Origin of the sequence: Clostridium sp. FP1, assembly GCF_011065975.2 — a bacterium.
Taxonomy (GTDB): Bacteria; Bacillota; Clostridia; order Clostridiales; family Clostridiaceae; genus Clostridium_AD; species Clostridium_AD tagluense.
The window spans coordinates 1,885,834-1,902,986 of record NZ_JAAMNJ020000001.1 but is presented as its reverse complement, the minus strand read 5'-3'; the positions used below and the strand labels follow the sequence as shown (position 1 = coordinate 1,902,986).

General features: G+C 32.7%; 14 protein-coding genes and 1 pseudogene. 2 read left to right on the top strand and 13 right to left on the bottom strand.

The features are described 5' to 3' along the window. Positions 1 to 2 precede the first annotated feature (2 nt). The 13 genes and pseudogenes from G9F70_RS09170 to G9F70_RS09110 all read right to left on the bottom strand — a co-directional run bounded on the left by G9F70_RS09170 (position 3) and on the right by G9F70_RS09110 (position 14,949). Complete coding sequence (locus G9F70_RS09170) at positions 3 to 905, bottom strand: ABC transporter permease subunit (protein ID WP_411955995.1); 903 nt, start codon at positions 903 to 905, stop codon at positions 3 to 5. Between the two features lie 119 nt (positions 906 to 1,024). Further along, positions 1,025 to 2,650 (bottom strand): sugar ABC transporter ATP-binding protein, encoded by a 1,626-nt coding sequence (locus tag G9F70_RS09165; RefSeq protein WP_164946296.1) that lies wholly within the window; start codon positions 2,648 to 2,650, stop codon positions 1,025 to 1,027. Between the two features lie 140 nt (positions 2,651 to 2,790). Next, on the bottom strand, positions 2,791 to 3,999 hold the full coding sequence (locus tag G9F70_RS09160) for a DUF3798 domain-containing protein (protein WP_164946297.1): 1,209 nt from the start codon (positions 3,997 to 3,999) through the stop codon (positions 2,791 to 2,793). 570 nt (positions 4,000 to 4,569) lie between these two features. After that, complete coding sequence (gene bioA / locus G9F70_RS09155; RefSeq protein ID WP_164946298.1) at positions 4,570 to 5,940, bottom strand: adenosylmethionine--8-amino-7-oxononanoate transaminase; 1,371 nt, start codon at positions 5,938 to 5,940, stop codon at positions 4,570 to 4,572. Positions 5,941 to 5,961: 21 nt separating this feature from the next. Beyond that, the gene (bioD, locus tag G9F70_RS09150) at positions 5,962 to 6,687 is read right to left on the bottom strand and encodes a dethiobiotin synthase (RefSeq protein ID WP_164946299.1); all 726 of its coding nucleotides are present in this window, start codon (positions 6,685 to 6,687) and stop codon (positions 5,962 to 5,964) included. Beyond that, on the bottom strand, positions 6,680 to 7,663 hold the full coding sequence (bioB, locus tag G9F70_RS09145) for a biotin synthase BioB (RefSeq protein ID WP_164946300.1): 984 nt from the start codon (positions 7,661 to 7,663) through the stop codon (positions 6,680 to 6,682). The genes bioD and bioB overlap by 8 nt, the downstream gene beginning before the upstream one ends. A 23-nt stretch (positions 7,664 to 7,686) precedes the next feature. After that, complete coding sequence (locus G9F70_RS09140) at positions 7,687 to 8,241, bottom strand: biotin transporter BioY (protein ID WP_164946301.1); 555 nt, start codon at positions 8,239 to 8,241, stop codon at positions 7,687 to 7,689. A 165-nt stretch (positions 8,242 to 8,406) separates the two neighbouring features. Next, positions 8,407 to 9,207 (bottom strand): M50 family metallopeptidase, encoded by an 801-nt coding sequence (locus G9F70_RS09135; RefSeq protein WP_164946302.1) that lies wholly within the window; start codon positions 9,205 to 9,207, stop codon positions 8,407 to 8,409. 153 nt (positions 9,208 to 9,360) lie between these two features. Next, positions 9,361 to 9,825: pseudogene (locus G9F70_RS09130) on the bottom strand (tRNA-dihydrouridine synthase); the annotation flags it as partial. Positions 9,826 to 9,876: 51 nt separating this feature from the next. Then, positions 9,877 to 10,497 (bottom strand): nitroreductase family protein, encoded by a 621-nt coding sequence (locus tag G9F70_RS09125; RefSeq protein ID WP_164946304.1) that lies wholly within the window; start codon positions 10,495 to 10,497, stop codon positions 9,877 to 9,879. Positions 10,498 to 10,696: 199 nt separating this feature from the next. Further along, on the bottom strand, positions 10,697 to 13,297 hold the full coding sequence (clpB, locus tag G9F70_RS09120; protein WP_164946305.1) for an ATP-dependent chaperone ClpB: 2,601 nt from the start codon (positions 13,295 to 13,297) through the stop codon (positions 10,697 to 10,699). A gap of 583 nt (positions 13,298 to 13,880) precedes the next feature. Then, positions 13,881 to 14,183, bottom strand: a complete 303-nt coding sequence (locus tag G9F70_RS09115) for a hypothetical protein (protein WP_124999787.1) — start codon at positions 14,181 to 14,183, stop codon at positions 13,881 to 13,883. A gap of 289 nt (positions 14,184 to 14,472) precedes the next feature. Further along, on the bottom strand, positions 14,473 to 14,949 hold the full coding sequence (locus G9F70_RS09110) for a YbaK/EbsC family protein (protein WP_164946306.1): 477 nt from the start codon (positions 14,947 to 14,949) through the stop codon (positions 14,473 to 14,475). A 273-nt stretch (positions 14,950 to 15,222) separates the two neighbouring features. Here G9F70_RS09110 and G9F70_RS09105 point away from each other — a divergent pair, with 273 nt between their 5' ends. Both G9F70_RS09105 and G9F70_RS09100 read left to right on the top strand, forming a co-directional pair. After that, complete coding sequence (locus tag G9F70_RS09105; RefSeq protein ID WP_318010991.1) at positions 15,223 to 15,573, top strand: helix-turn-helix transcriptional regulator; 351 nt, start codon at positions 15,223 to 15,225, stop codon at positions 15,571 to 15,573. A gap of 33 nt (positions 15,574 to 15,606) precedes the next feature. After that, entirely contained in the window at positions 15,607 to 17,076 is a 1,470-nt protein-coding gene (locus tag G9F70_RS09100; RefSeq protein WP_164946307.1) for a DUF1538 domain-containing protein, read from the top strand. The last annotated feature ends 77 nt before the right edge of the window (positions 17,077 to 17,153 follow it).

Sequence of the window (17,153 nt, the reverse complement as noted above, 5' to 3'; positions counted from 1 at the left end):
ACCTACCTCCCTTTCCGAGTCAGTGCATATACAATCAATCCGTTAGAAACTATTATTCGGATGATTTCAGATACGTCAATATTGATCGCACTGTTTATGACTGACGGCGTCATTGTCAAAATACCTTGAAACAAAAATGTTCCAATAACTACATTGGTGATGGTTGCTTTGTTAACGCAGGCACCTCCAAGTAGAACAGCTGCCACCGATGGAAAGACAAACGCTGTGGGTCCATTGTACATTTGAACAAAACCAAAGCCTTGCTCAAAAACAATCATACCAACTGCTGCTATCATTGTTGACAGCATTACTGATACTAGTCTCATTTTATTAATATTAATTCCTGAAGCCCTTGCATAATCTGGATTAGAGCCCACTGCTGTTATAGCAGTGCCAAGCTTTGTTTTAAAAAAGCCCCAAACTATCAAACACATAAAACTAAAAAATAAAAGCATTCCTATAGGTATAATTAGATATTTTGAAACAGGAATTTTGAAGAAATCACTAAGTACATGTATCCAGTAGTCTTCAATACTAATTGTGGTTCTGAGCCCCTCTCCTTTGAAACCCATAACACTTGCTGGATTTTTAAAGGGGAGTTTGAGCCACAATATGTTCATTAAAAAGACGAATGAGAAACCCACATATGTGGCTATAATCATTTCATCTCCTTTAACACGGTTAAGTAGTAGTCCATAAAGAAAACCCAAAACTGCGGCCATAGCAAGGCCAACTAAAAAGGCTACTCCAATCCCTGCCATACCTGTAAGATTAAACTCTAGGCTCACCACAGCTCCCATCATTCCTGATATAAGGCCTACTGGAACACCAAAGTTCAGCCCGCATCCTGATTGAATCATAGGCACCATAGAAAGTACCATAATACCACTCATACCAAAACGCACAATAACATCATTTAAAGATGTGTCAACTCTTACCCCGAAAATAGGGGCCACAATAAATAATGCTAAAAGGAAAATGGCAATGATGATGCGAGCCCATCCAAAATTCTTGATGAATTTATTTATCTGAGCCATATTTTTTCACCCTCTTCGTTTATCTTAAATTCTCCGGCCATTAATAACCCAAAATCAACTACTTCTGCATCTGGTGGCAGAATACCAAATATTTTTCCTTCACAAACAATAGCTATCCTATCACTAATAGATCTAAGTTCTTCCAGTTCTGATGATATTATAACTATAGTTGTATTGTTTTCTTCATTATATTTTCTTAATGCATCTAAAACCAATTTTTTTGCTCCAACATCAATACCACGGGTAGGTTCAGAGACAAACAATAGCTTCGGATTCATAGCGAATGCCTTTGCAAGGCAAACCTTTTGTTGATTTCCCCCTGATAAATTTCTTGCCTTTTGACTCTGACTAGTGCACCTTATTTCTAGTGACTTTATATATTCCAGGGCACATGCTTTCATAGCTTTCTCGTCACGCCACTTAATCGCCCCCCCTAAATAACTTTTAAGAAATTTATTTTGAACTTGCATGGCATTAAAAGCAATATTCCAGTCAATAGGCTCATCTAAAAGTAGTCCAACACCTCTACGATCCTCAGATACAAACACTATGCCACTTTGTAGTGCATTTAGTGTATTGTTTAACTTGAGTGGTTTACCCTCAAAGAAAATCTCCCCACCGCTCGCAAAAAGTCCCATAATTCCATTAGGAATCCCAAGCTTACCTTGCCCAGCAAGACCACCAATACCTAAGATTTCACCTCTACGAACCTTTAATGACACATTTTTAATTGTTTCACCAGGCATATCCACCCAGAGATTTCGAGCTTCAAAAATAATATCTTTTTCATCAATTTTTACTAGGGGCCTTATATATTTGGCTTCTTCATCAACATCCCTACCCACCATCCATTCAGCAATCTGTCTTACATCCACACTCTCTGATGGTGTTTCCACCACAACTAACCCATCACGAAGTACAACAATAGTATCGCAAATAGATGTTATTTCATGAAGTCTGTGGGATATAAATACAATAGAAATACCTATATCAGCCAGCAGTCTCATTGATCTAAGTAAAATCTCAGCCTCAGATTCTGTAAGTACTGCAGTTGGCTCATCTAAAACAATAAGCTTAACCTGACTTCTGTCAATTTCACGTGCTATTTCTATAAATTGCTTATGTCCAACTGGCATCTCGGATACCAAAGTTTCTGTATCTATCTGAACTCCTAATGTATCTATTGCTTTTTGAGCACTCTTTCGAATTTCTGGTAAATCTATAGTTTCTAACCGTTTACCTAGGACCTTTGAAAGCAAACTTTTCTTGGTCTTTTCCATGTTAAGAAGTACATTTTCTCCTACCGTAAACCCAGGAATTAATGAAAATTCTTGGTGTACCATTCCTATTCCTGCTTTTAATGCATCCACAGGGCTTTTAAATTTAATTTTTTCTCCATTTAAATAAACAGACCCTTCGTAACCACCAGTTTCAGAAATCACCTTCATACCAAATAAGATATTCATCAGTGTAGATTTGCCTGCTCCATTCTCTCCAACAAGTCCCAATATCTTTCCTTTTTCAAGTGTGAAACTTATATCTTTAAGCACCCTGTTTCCGTCATATTCTTTGCCAACACCTTCTACTTTAAGTAGTACATTATCTGTAGACAATAAATTCACCTCTTATCATCCAATATAAGGAAAATTACTTTGCACACATATGCAGGCAAAGCAATTCACACTTATTTGGTTATAATAATACATTGAGAATAGTCTCTAAAGACTGCTTCCTAATGTTCAATGTTTTTTGTTTATTTTATGGTCTTATATACTGGAGGAACCACTTCTTTACTGTTACCTAGGTATCCTTTTCCAAATACATAAGTGTCTTGATAAACCATTACGTGATTTGAAATTTCTTTTCCACTAACTCTATCTGTATACAAGGAACCATTCCACTCAGCTCCTGGTGTATATTGACCAAATGCCTTTATTACATCAGCAAGATTGCCCTTTTTCATTGTGCCTTCTGCTACACCCTTACCATATTCTACCAAACCTTCGCTAGATGTGTATCCATAAGAATATGCCCATGTACCCATTCTTCCTGAACCACCTTTGGCTACTACAGTTGCTTCAACTTTTTTCAATATCTCAGGCCAGTTTCCAGCTTCTGCTTTTAAATCAATACCAAATGCTCCTGGATATCCCATTACTGGTGAAGGAAGATCTGGTTCAACAAATATCGCTCCCAGTTCTGCAACACGTTTTAATAATGGCTCTGTCTGAGCATCATTTGTGCAGAAAAATGCTGTATCTTTTCCATATTTTGCAACCCATGCTGGCATTTTTTCAAGAATAAACTGTTGTGCTCCTGGAATTCCAACGTCACTTGTTGGGTCTGGAGCTGTTTCAAATACAAATTTAATTCCTAAGTCTTTACAAGCTTGTTGCATAATGTTTTTTCTGAGTGAAAGAAGTTCTATACTCATATGTCTAGGGAAAGAAATGTGCACGAAAGTTTTTGCGCCCATCTTTTTCGCAGCCAGTATCATAAGGTATCCACGGTTTACATTATCAGGATCCACAACTAAATCCGCAGCTTCTTCAATCATAGCAGTATCTTCTTGAGAAGAGTTAGCTAACAGTAATATATCAGGCCTTTTTTCACGAATCTGTTTAAATGCTGCAACAGTACCTGGAACTGCTTGATTTACCACAATTACTTTCATGTCTGCATCATCTGCCAGGCCAGTAATTGTACTAATAGTAGTTTCTAGTTCTTGCGTAAAATTATCTGGATAAGTAACATGCTTTATCATTCCGCCGGAAGCTGCATCGCCATACTTTTTAATCATTGCTTCAGCACCACGCAGATCATCCTCACCCTGCGATACAGTACCAGTAACAATACCAATGTGCATCTTTTTAGTCTCAGTTACAGCAGGTTTTTTTGCACACCCTACCATACCAAATGTTAGAATTAAACTTAAACCAATAGCTAATGACCTTTTTAACATCTAGAATCCCCCTCTTTATTTTTCAGAGCAAAGCTCATATATAATACAAAAATTCTAAGTGTAATAGCTCCCTCTACAGAAGGAATTAATTTTACAAAGAATTTGGCATTCAAGTTATAGAATGTAAGCAATTTGAATAATTTCAGAGAAATCCTGCACTTTTATAGTGAATATTTGTTCATTCATTATAAAAACGGTTTTTTGATAAAGGATATGTTCATGTTCTTCAATCAATTAGAATATTGCTATGTTTTCATTACAATTATTGTAATTTATTAAATATTCTGTATTAACAGTATTGTTACAATATTTTATATTCTTTGTCAAGATATAAATAACTTATAAGCTCGTAGATTTACACTCCCACAGGAGTTTTTTTGTTCTTCTTTATAAAGTATATGCAAAATGTTTGTTATATTATGCGACTTATTCCTTTTTATACAAATTAAAACTCTCACAAATTAATTCAAGAATGACTATGAAATTAATTATTTATGCATTTTGATCTTCTCTATATAAAGAAAAAGCATTCAATCATAAAAGATTGAATGCTTTTTGGTGCCTCAATTGCTACATATCAGTATAGTCCCCACCTGCTTTTTGCTGGAAATATTCTTCTATACTTTGAAAGCAAGTATTTACCATAAACTCTATCTCCTCTTGCTGTATAATGTATGGCGGAATAAAATAAAGTACATTTCCTATAGGTCTGAGCAATAAACCTTTTTTAAGCGCAATTTTGTAAATCTCGTATCCTACTCTCATATCAAAGGGATAACTTTCCTTTGTCTTTTTATCTTTTACTATTTCTATAGCTGTTATCATACCTATACTTCTTACTTCACCTACATGCTCTGAATTTTCCGCCTTTTTTAGTGTGAGTTTTCTTATAAGTTTGCCTTTTTCTATATTGTTTTCTATAATATTATCTTGTTCAAATATCTTTAGGTTTTCGAGTGCTATGGCACATCCCATAGCATTACCTGCATAAGTGTGACTATGTATAAATGCTTTTCGATCTTTATAATCGCCATAAAAACAATCATATATTTCATCAGTAGTCATAACTACGGACATTGGCATATATCCAGCAGAAATTCCTTTTGATAGGCACATAAAGTCTGGACCTATTCCAGCATGATTACAAGCAAACATTTTTCCAGTTCTACCAAATCCCATGGCAATCTCATCTGCAATAAGGTGCACATCATATTTATCACAATAATCTCGAAGCTTTCTTAGATAAATGGGTGAATATATCTTCATACCTGCAGCGCCTTGAACCATAGGTTCAACTATTACTGCACTTATCTCATCGTGATTATCCATTAAACATTTTTTCATATTTTCAAAACACTCTGCATTACAATTTTCTCTACTAAAACCATATTTACACCTATAGCAATCTGGTCCTTCTACTCTTAAGGTATCTAAAAGGAGGGGCTTGTATACCATATTAAACTCATCTACATCACAAACAGACAAGGCGCCCAAAGTTTCTCCATGGTATGCATCGCTTAGGGCTACAAACCTTTTCTTTTTAGTATTTCCCTTTTGCATATTGTAATGAAAGCTCATCTTTAAGGCTATTTCTACCGCTGAGGATCCATTATCAGAGAAAAATACTTTTTTAAGCTTATCTGGTGTTATATTTACCAGCTTTTCCGCAAGCTCTATAGCAGGTTTATTTGAGAAATTTGCAAATATAACATGTTCAATGCTGTCTAGCTGCTTTCTTATAGCCTCATTGATTCTCTTATTACTATGTCCTAGAGTATTAGTCCACCAAGATGATATACAATCTAAATATGCATTTCCATGTATATCATAAAGCCAAACCCCTTCGCCTTTTTCAATAACTATTGGATTAAGCTCCTCATAGTCCTTCATTTGTGAACAAGGATGCCATATATATTTTAAATCCTTTTCTACATAATTCATATAAATACCTCAACTTTCATTTTATAATTTATCCATGCATTCCTCTATAGTCTTAGCACTAAAAGCAGCCTCTGCATTTATCCTTATAGCTTGTACCGTATTTACCTTTAGGCTTTCAATTTTCTTAAACTTGCCTATAATGGTTACTTTAGTAAGTTTTTCTATCATCTTAATATTGTCATTGCAAATCACATTTTCTATATAATTATTTATTATAATTCCTTTTATCTTAATCCCTAAAGATTCTATATATTTAACAGTTAGTACTGTATGATTAATTGTTCCTACCCCAGCTCTTGCCACAATAATAACGCTCATATTTAAATCCACAATAAGATTTCCAAGGGTATATAATCCTCTTTCATCATCTATCAATGGACATATTATTCCACCGCTACCTTCCGCAATTATATAATCATATTTTTTCTTTAAATAATCGTATTTTTCTCTTATTACCTCTATTTCAATAGACTTGTTCTCAATTTTTGCGGCAAGATGAGGAGATACCGCGTTCTTATAAACATAGGGTGTTATATTAACGTAGGCTTCCTCTAATTTGCTCACATCACAAGCAAGCTTAGCATCACCAGGAACAAGCTCATTGCCTACTTCAAAAGCCCCACTAAGTGCTGCCTTAAAATATGTAGCATTATATCCATTACGCCTAAGCACATGAATAATCCCTGCAGTTACAACAGTTTTACCCACATCAGTATCTGTTCCAACTATAAATATCCCCTTAGCCATTTTTTCTAACCTCCAGATTTAACTCACTTACCATTCTCTTATCATCACATATTTTATTACCTGATGTTGTTAGGTAATTTCCAGTGATTGTAGCATTTGCTCCTGCATTAAAACAATTTTTACCAAACTCATCTATGCGATTTCTTCCTCCAGCAAGTCTTATAAACGCTTTTGGATTCACCAATCTGAATATGGCAATAGTTTTTAGTATTTCCTCCTGACTTAAGCTTTCTGCATTTTCTAGAGGTGTTCCCACAATTGGATTCAATACATTTATAGGAATAGATTTAACACCTAAATTCCTTAACAAAAAAGCTAGCTTAATTCTATCCTCAAAGCTTTCCCCAAGACCAATAATTCCCCCAGAGCAAACAAGCATTCCAGCTCTAGATGCTGCTTTTATAGTATCTAGTCTTTCATCATATCTGTGAGTTGTACATATGTTTTCATAGTACTCTCTGCTAGTTTCTAGGTTATGATGATACATTGTTATTCCGCGCCCTCTTAACTTAAGCAATTGCTCATATCCAATTATCCCAAGGGACGCACATAAATCTATTTTTATTTCCTTATTTAGCTCTTCATATATATGTAAAATCTTTTCAAAATCACTACCATCAGTTCCTCTACCACTTGTCACTAAGGAAAATCTATTTACTCCCTCATTTTGATTTTCCTTTGCTAGTTTTAAAGCATCTTCTTTTGAGACTAATCCATACTCTTCTGCGTTAGTATTATAATGAGCAGATTGCGCACAGAATTTGCAGTCCTCAGTGCAACATCCTGATTTTGCATTCATTATGCTACAAAAATCCACTTCCCTTCCACAAAAATATTCTCGCACTTTATTCGCAGTATTGCATAATAGTACTATATCTTCTTTTTTAGCAATGCTAGTTAATTCCATCGCCTCTTCAAAGCTTATAGCTTGACCTGATAAAACATTTTTCTCTATGTTCTTAATAAATTCTTTCATGTTGTCCTCCTCTTTTATTGTTTTTATTCTATATATCCACTTTTTTTTAATACGGGTATTAATTTCATTGAAATATATGCTGCAAATATTGTTAGTATCAAATCCCCAGCTATACAAACCACAAAACCATAAAAAAAGGCAAAATAAAAAGAAATATTTTTTCCTAGGTATAAATTATAACTAATATATAAATATGCAACTCCAAATAAATATATAAAAAACAGACCAAAAAGTAGCGTAAATATAGTCTTTAAAAAAGTTAATTCCACAACATTCTCTCTTATTTTACCTATAACATAGGCCGCTACTATAAAGCCAATAAGATATCCAAAAGTAGGTTTAAATATGTAGCTAATACCTCCGCCTTCTGTAAATACAGGCACCCCGCAAAGTCCAATGACCACATAAACTATTTGCGATAATGCGCCTAATCTCGAACCTAAAATTATGCCAGCTAACGCACAAAATAAATATTGCAGGGTAAAAGGTACATATGGTATTGGCACCTTAATAAACGCTCCTATTGCTGTTAGAGCTGCAAACATAGCTACTAAAATTAAACTTTTTGTATTTTTCATAAATATTCCTCCTTTACACCATGGTACATACTAATAATAATGGAATAGCCCCCAATTGTAAACCATAAATTATTTTATGTTTACAATTGAGGGCTATTCACTATTTTTTCTTGGCTTATTTATTATATTTTGGTAATAATAACAATTATTTCAGCAAATATTAAATTAATTCTTTATTATTGATAGAAGTAAACTTACAATGTAAGTTATACTAGAAAAAATCAAGGATACTATAAGAAATCCTATTAGTACAATATTATACTTCAATATACTTTCAGCCACAAAAAATCTTGAAAAGCCAAAAACATTGACAACTAATATTAGAAGGAATATTATAATTAATCCTTTAAAAGCGCCTTTAATATCTGCAGAACTTAAGGATATATGGGATGAGATACATATAGCTAAAAATAAGAATAGTATAAAGTACGGATTTGCAAAGTTATTCATTGAAAAAATTGTTTTTATTAAATCAATATAAGAATTCAATATGACCTTTATTGTTTCCGGGCTTATACTAGTTATGTTTATATTATTTAAAGATATATTTATAAATTCATTGTATGTCTTCGGAATCATTATGTGCATTAATGCAATTATAACGGAAATCCCTCCGAATATAGGAGCAATTCCTATAAAAAAATTACCTGCTTGTTGATATACACTATTAGGATTATACGCATGACTTACATACCCAAGTACCCCATTTTCATCTCTCCTCTGAAAAAGCACCACTTTTTTAATTTTGTGTCCAAAGAGAACACAAAAGATAGCATGGGACATTTCGTGTATGGGAACCCCTATAATGCCTGTAATAGCAACTACCTTAAAGCCAAAACTCCTTTGAAAATTTTCCATCGAATGGTCCCTCAAAAATCCAAGAATAAATCCTACTAGAATTATCATTCCTGTCAAATATAAGGTATCAACTATTGTCTTTATTATTGTGTTTACTAAGAAGTCCATCTAATCATCCTTTCAAATTTTGCTGCGTATTTATTTCTAATTCCAATAACTCACATGAAGTTATAAAATCATTTTAGATTCATAATAAGAACGCCACCGACTCTTATAAATCGATGGCTTACTACTTTAAATAATTCTATCTTTTTGAAATACTTATTTAAGCGTTTCAATAGCATTTTGGGCCCACTTAGAGTCGTTATATATAGCTCTAGCTACACCAATAAGATCAGCTTTTCCTTCTGAAAGAAGTTTTTCAGCTGCATGAGCCTGCGTAATTCCACCAGTGAGTATTACTGGAATTGACACAACTTCCTTAATAGCTTCAGTTAGGGATGAAAAATATCCTTGACTAGTGTTACCGGTGACAGTATATCCACAAAATCCTCCAGAAATATCAAGAACATCTACTCCTGCCCTTTCAAATTCTAGGGCTGCAGTTTTACTATCTTCAATTGTACTTCCACCTTCCATATAATCAGAAGCTCCTAATCTAAGAAGAATTGGAAATTCATTACCAACGGCATCCTTTACTGCTTTAATAACATCTAAATGAATTTTAATTCTTCCGAGTATTTCTCCACCATATTCATCATTTCTTTTATTGGAAAGCGGAGAAAAAATTGATTTATTCTTAATTTTCATTGGTTCAATAAATCCTTATATAATTAATTAATAAAATTTTACAAATTCAGCAGTAGGCTTTCTATAACCTCTTATTTTACTACTACTTTTGTCCATTTTACCCATGGTAATCATAATAACTGGCACTTCATTTTCTGGAATATTTAATAACTTACTGATTTTATCTTTATCAAAATATATCATTGGACACGTATCCCAGTCTTTATTCTTAGCTAAAAGCATAAATAACATTGCTGATATAGATGCATTCCTAATAGCTTCATCATGTTGAAAGCCTTTTCCACCATCTTCATATACATGATTAATGCTATCAATTAGAATTTGGTATTCAGTTTTATCTATCATCCCCAGCATCATTGACCCTTCATATATGGTTTCCGCTGATAAATAAGCATTTTTATCTCCAGTAACTATTATTGTTGCTGAAGCAGTTTTTATTTTATACTGTTTAAAAGCCGCATCATAAATTTTATCCGTTAATGATTTATCTTCTACAACATAATAATTAGCATGTTGTAAATTAAATGCAGAAGGCGCCAATGAGAGTTCTGTAAATATTTCATTAAAATCTCCTTTTGGTATTACAACATTTTCAATAAATTTGTTAGCTGATCTTCTTTCTCTTACAATTTTTAAAAACTCATTCATTATATAATCTCCTCTTTCAAAATAATTTTTGTTTTATCTAGACGCATGTCCAACCCTATTATGTTAAATAACTGTTTCATTGTCAATTATTATTAATATCTGCAAAGAGATAAAACAAAACATAACCTAATACAAAAAATCGAGGACTAAATCGCATCTCTGCAACCTAGTTCTCAATTTTTACTAAAACTAAACACAATTATTGAATCTTTTCTATTATAATTTGCTGATCTTTAGCATCTACCCCAATGATAGAGCCCTCACTAATATCTCCCCTGATAATTTTCTTAGCGATAGATGTTTCTAAGACATTTTCAATATATCTCTTTAGTGGACGTGCACCATAAATTGGATCATAGCCTTCCTCTGCCATAAGCTCTTTAGCACCATCAGTCACTTTCATTGATATATTTTTGTCTTTAAGCCTGTTTTTGATTTCTTCAAGGAATATATCTACTATACCTTTTATTTCTTTTGTATCTAGTGGTTTAAATAGTATAATATCATCCAATCTATTTAAAAATTCCGGTTTAAATTTGGTCTTAAGCTCGCTAATAACTCTATCACGAATATATTGCTCTATACCTCCACTTTCTTTGTTTTCCAAAAGATAACTACTTCCAATGTTTGAAGTCATAATTATTATGCAGTTTTTAAAATTAACAATTTTACCTTGATTATCTGTAAGCCTTCCATCATCTAGTATCTGAAGAAATATATTAAACACATCTTCATGAGCCTTTTCTATTTCATCAAATAATATAACACTGTAAGGTTTCCTCCTAACAGCTTCCGTAAGTTGACCACCCTCTTCATAACCTACATAACCTGGTGGAGCTCCTATAAGCCTTGATACAGAATATTTTTCCATGTACTCTGACATGTCTATTCTTATTATACTTTCTTTACTATCAAATAGAGTTTTAGCTAATGTTTTTGCAAGTTCAGTTTTTCCAACACCGGTTGGTCCAAGGAATATGAAGGAACCAATAGGTCTTCTTGGGTCCTTCATGCCTGCTCTTGCGCGGATAACCGCATTTGAAACCGCAGTTACCGCTTCTTTTTGCCCAATTACTCTTTCTGATAACACTTCTTCAAGCCTTAGGAGTTTTTTTCTTTCTCCTTCTACTAGATTTGCTACAGGTATTCCAGTCCATTTTGATACTATCTGTGAAATTTCACTTTCTGTTACCTCTTCTTTAAGCATAGCTGTTTCATTATTTTCATGTATAACTGCTTCTTTTTCTTTTATCTGAGCTTCTAGTTTTGGAATTACTCCATATTTAAGTTCTGCCACTCTGCTTAAATCATATTCTCTTTCTGATTTTTCTATATCCCCTCTGTAGGCATCTAGCTCTGCTTTTAAATTTCTAATTTCAACTATCTTAGATTTTTCTTTTTCATATTTTGCTGTCATTTCATTATCTTTATCTTTTAAATTACTTAATTCTTTCTCCAAGACTTCCAGCCTTTTCTTTGAAGCCTCATCTTTTTCTTTTGATAGTGCATTCTTTTCAATTTCTAGTTGAAATATTTTACGTTTAGTCATATCCATCTCAGTAGGCATACTATCTATTTCAGTCCTGATCATAGCACAAGCTTCATCTATAAGATCTATTGCCTTATCTGGTAGAAATCTTGCGGTTATATATCTATCCGAAAGTTTTGCTGCGGCTACTATGGCTGAATCATGAATTCGTATCCCATGATATATTTCAAATTTTTCTTTGAGACCTCTAAGTATTGACACAGCATCTTCAACAGTTGGCTCCTCAACAATTACTGGTTGAAACCTTCGCTCTAATGCCTTATCTTTTTCTAGGTATTTTCTATATTCATCAAAAGTAGTTGCACCAATACAATGAAGACTTCCTCTGGCAAGCAGTGGTTTTATCATGTTTCCTGCATCCATGGAACCCTCTGATTTTCCTGCTCCCACTATATTATGAATTTCATCTATAAATAAAATTATTTTACCTTCACTATTTTCTACCTCTTTAAGCACTGCTTTAAGTCTTTCTTCAAACTCACCTTTAAATTTTGCCCCTGCAATAAGAGCTCCCATGTCTAAAGAAAATACTATTTTGTTTTTAAGTCCTTCTGGTACATCTCCCTTTACAATCCTTTGAGCAAGTCCCTCCACTATAGCAGTTTTGCCTACTCCAGGCTCTCCTATAAGTACAGGATTATTTTTAGTCCTTCTAGAAAGTATCCTTATAACCCGCCTAATTTCTTCATCACGTCCTATGACAGGATCTAATTTATGCTTTTTAGCTTGCTCCACAAGGTTTGAACCATATTTTACTAGAGCCTCATAAGTACCTTCTGGATCAGGATTCTCCACTCTTTGATTTCCACGAACGGTTGAAAGTGCATTCAAAAATTCTTCTTTAGTTATATTAAATTTCTTTAAAATATCTCCGATTTCTTTAGTTTTTACATCCATAAGCCCAAGCATTACATGTTCCACACTTATAAACGAATCTTTGAATTTTTTAGCTTCATCTTCTGCACGAACAAAAACTTCCTCAAACCTTCTAGTCGCATAAACAGATGCAGTATCTGCACCACTTCCTGTAACTCTGGGCATTCGGTTTACTTCTTTGTTAATATCCTCATTAAGCTGCTTTATATTCACTCCCATTTTACTGAATATGTTAGGAATAAGCCCATCCTCTTGAGCAATAAGTGCTGCAAATAAATGTATTGTATCTATTTGCTGATGATTATTTTTTACTGCTATTAATTGAGCCTCATTTAATGATTGTTGAACCTTTACCGTTAGCTTTTCTACATCCATAAAATAACCCTCCCTTTAATTAGAATATTTATACTATTATTATATCACTAACTAATCTATTAATGCTAGATACTATCACCGCTCCTTCTTAGCCCTAGCACCCAATACTTAGTGATTTTATATAAAAATAACAATAAAAAGCACTTACCTAAGTAAATGCTTTTTATTGTTATTTTTTAGATTTTCTTGCTTTTACCGTTACTGTAGCAACCTCTACAGTACCTTTTTCAACTATCTTCTTCTTTTTTTTCAGCTTGTTCGGATTTTTATCTCCCATTTAGTTTCACCCCTTATCTCTTATCCATTTTTAGGTATATATATAAATTATGGATATATTTGTGTTAATTGCCTATCAAAAAAGCCACTTCCATAAAAAGCGACTTTTAATAGTTCTATTAACTTATTTTTTAACACTCTATGGTAATGAGTGCCAATTATTCCACTATATCACACAATTACTACTATGTCTAGCTTAACTGCCAATTGCTATTGACTTTAGTTTAACTAATTGAAATACTCAGAATAATATTATTACAATAATAACCAAATTTTATTTGTATACATTTATAATTGTTTTTGTATATTATTTAAGCATTGCCTGTGCTATTTGTATAAGTTGCTCTTTACTTAATGCTTCGAGATACCTTTGGCGTTCCGTAAATGTGCACTCTTCTAAAAGTCTTTTTTCTTTACTAGTCTTTATATAAATACCAGAAAGCGTTGAATCTTGACTGCTACAATCCATGTAATGTCTTTTCCAAATGTTATAATATTTTGTTGCGATAATCTCACTATAACCTTTCTCCATTAGTTTCATAATTCCTGTTTTTCTATCTTGTTTTTCACAACATTCACAAAGCTTATATATTTCTTCCAGCTTAATCATTTTTCTTTCCCTTCTTCCTTACCCGCAAGGAACCATAAAAATAAGGTTTCCTGTTTATTTTATCCATATATTAGAATTTCTAAGTTTATTAATAATTCCCACCAAAAGTAAAAAGGCCCAGAACATAAATCTGAAACCTTATTTTTCCAATTGAGAATCCAAAAGAGTTTTATCTCTTATTGCTGTTATTGTTTATTTACACATGTCTACAGCTTACATTATAGCATAAATTTCACTTAAATATAAGAGGACTGAATTTATGTTAGTATCAAACAAATAATATTCTATATTATTTTACTTCCCAACCTTTACCAACATCTATCCACTTCTTGTTTTGTGAATATTTATGGAGTTCCTCGCAGGTAAGCTTAATGGCTGAATTGCTACTTCCACAAGCTGGATAAACGGTAACAAATCGCTTAAGAGATTTGTCTAAAAATACAGGTATATCATTTTCTAAACCAAAGGGGCAAACTCCACCTACTGCATGTCCCGTATACTCAAGGGTTTCATCCGGGGTTAACATCTTTGCTTTAAAACCAAATTCATCCTTAAATTTTCTATTGTCTGTTTTTGTATCACCTGCTGTAACTATTAGCATAGCTCCTTCTCCATTTTTAAAACAAATAGTCTTAGCGATTCTTGCAGGTTCTACACCTATTGATTGGGCTGCAAGTTCAACAGTAGCACTGGATGTTACAAATTCTAAAATATCTTTATCCTTGCCCCATTTTTTAAAATACTCTTGAACACTATTTATAGCCATAATTCATCATCCTTTCGCTTTATTGCGTGGTTTTAAATTCAACCATTACTATCTTTAATCCTATTATAATCTATATTCATTAATATTACTTAACAATTCACTATAACCCTTCTTTACACTTTTTATTAAATCAAATATCACAAGCAGTTAAATATATGCTTTATTAATTTTTCTAAATAATTTGTAACCTATTGACACCAAATTGTAATAGTATTGTTGCCTTAAGGTTACAAAAATGTTATACTATATATATATTATATAAACGGAGGTATTATGTTGAGCGATATTGGGAAATTTATTCTTGAGCATAGAACTGCAAGAAACTTATCTAGTCGTAAGCTAGCTTTAATGGCAAACATAAGTCATACTGAGATACATAGACTTGAAAATGGAGAAAGAAAGAATCCCTCACCACTGGTATTAAAATACATAGCTAATGCTCTAGATTTACCCTATGAAGATATTATGAGAGCTGCAGGCTATATGGATATTGCCTCTCCTTCTTCCATTACTTCTACACGTCTTTCTGGCATTGATGATTTAACAGACAAAGAGATAGAAGAAGTAAATAATTTTATTGAATTTTTACGTAATAAACGAAATAAGCAACAATCTAAATTTTAGTTTTTAAACTTTATGAATGGACGTGATGTATATTTGAATATCCTTATTAAAAAATTTAAAGAAGTTTTATTTTCTGTACTCCCTATTACTTTGATAGTATTACTATTGAATTTTACAATCATTCCTCTTGAAACACATCTAATACTTAGATTTCTACTAGGTACTATTTTTATAGTATTTGGATTATCTATATTTTTATTTGGTGTTGATATTGGAGTTACTCCTATTGGTACACTAATGGGCAATTCTCTTGCTAAAACCAATAAAATAATTGTCTTGTGTATTTCTGGATTAATACTAGGTTTTTTTATTACAATTGCTGAACCTGATTTACATATTCTTGCTGGTCAAGTTAGTGCTGTTACATCAGGAGTAATAACTAAACTTTCAATTTTAGTTATTGTCTCCATAGGAATTGCGATTATGTTATCTGTAGGTTTATTACGAATAGTTTATAATAAATCATTACATAAAATGTTAACTATAATATATTTGGTTGTTTTTGTACTATCTTTATTCACATCTTCCGAATTTTTAGCAATATCATTTGATGCCTCAGGTGCTACTACCGGCGCAATGACCGTTCCATTTATATTAGCTCTTGCCTTAGGCGTATCTTCATTAAAAAAAGATGAAATAGCCTCTGAAGAAGATAGTTTTGGACTAGTAGCCATTGCATCTACAGGCGCTATTTTATCCGTTATTATTATGAGCATTATATCAACATCTGATAAAGTTACTGGTTCCCTAACAAATAGTGCTTTAGACTCAACCTCTATTATAAATCCATTTATTGAAATATTACCAACCAAGATAGTTGAAGTTTTTTTCACTTTACTTCCATTATTATTATTGTTTTTTATATTCAATAAAATATCGTTTAAGCTTTCAAAAAAATCATTTTCAAACATATTAAAAGGTCTTTTATATTCTTATATTGGATTAGTCTTATTTTTAACAGGAGTAAATGCTGGTTTTATAGAAATTGGAAGGGTAGTAGGATACAGTGTTGCTTCCTTAAATAGTAATTGGATTCTTATCCTTGTCGGTTTTATACTTGGATTAGTAGTAATATTAGCCGAGCCAGCTGTTCATGTACTCACTAATCAGATAGAAGCTGTAACCCATGGACATATAAAAAAGAATGTAGTAATTTTAACTCTTTCTATAGGAGTTGCCTTTGCAGTAGCATTATCAATGGTAAGAATAATTATACCTGAAATTCAGTTGTGGCATTTCCTTTTACCAGGATACACAATTTCAGTTATTATGTCATACTTTGTACCGAAGCTATTCGTAGGAATAGCATTTGACTCTGGGGGTGTTGCTTCTGGACCAATGACAGCCACTTTCATTTTAGCTTTTGCACAAGGGGCTGCTGACTCCATTGAAGGAGCCAACGTATTAATTGATGGATTTGGCATAATTGCCATGGTGGCTTTAACTCCATTAATCGCTTTGCAAGTTTTAGGTTTAATCTTTAAAATCAAAGCCAAAAAGTAAGTACAAATGCAAAACAATCAAAAATTGAGACAAATTAGCACATAAAGTAGCTTTTTCTATGATTTTGCTTAAATTTT

What these genes read in the sequence shown, in the direction of transcription:
- G9F70_RS09125 (WP_164946304.1), bottom strand. Translation starts at nt 10,497, where the DNA reads ATGAATGAGTTTTTAAAAATTGTAAGAGAAAGAAGATCAGCTAACAAA.
- G9F70_RS09105 (WP_318010991.1), top strand. Translation starts at nt 15,223, where the DNA reads ATGTTGAGCGATATTGGGAAATTTATTCTTGAGCATAGAACTGCAAGA.
- bioB (WP_164946300.1), bottom strand. Translation starts at nt 7,663, where the DNA reads ATGAAAGAATTTATTAAGAACATAGAGAAAAATGTTTTATCAGGTCAA.
- G9F70_RS09110 (WP_164946306.1), bottom strand. Translation starts at nt 14,949, where the DNA reads ATGGCTATAAATAGTGTTCAAGAGTATTTTAAAAAATGGGGCAAGGAT.
- bioA (WP_164946298.1), bottom strand. Translation starts at nt 5,940, where the DNA reads ATGAATTATGTAGAAAAGGATTTAAAATATATATGGCATCCTTGTTCA.
- G9F70_RS09115 (WP_124999787.1), bottom strand. Translation starts at nt 14,183, where the DNA reads ATGATTAAGCTGGAAGAAATATATAAGCTTTGTGAATGTTGTGAAAAA.
- G9F70_RS09140 (WP_164946301.1), bottom strand. Translation starts at nt 8,241, where the DNA reads ATGAAAAATACAAAAAGTTTAATTTTAGTAGCTATGTTTGCAGCTCTA.
- clpB (WP_164946305.1), bottom strand. Translation starts at nt 13,297, where the DNA reads ATGGATGTAGAAAAGCTAACGGTAAAGGTTCAACAATCATTAAATGAG.
- bioD (WP_164946299.1), bottom strand. Translation starts at nt 6,687, where the DNA reads ATGGCTAAGGGGATATTTATAGTTGGAACAGATACTGATGTGGGTAAA.
- G9F70_RS09160 (WP_164946297.1), bottom strand. Translation starts at nt 3,999, where the DNA reads ATGTTAAAAAGGTCATTAGCTATTGGTTTAAGTTTAATTCTAACATTT.
- G9F70_RS09135 (WP_164946302.1), bottom strand. Translation starts at nt 9,207, where the DNA reads ATGGACTTCTTAGTAAACACAATAATAAAGACAATAGTTGATACCTTA.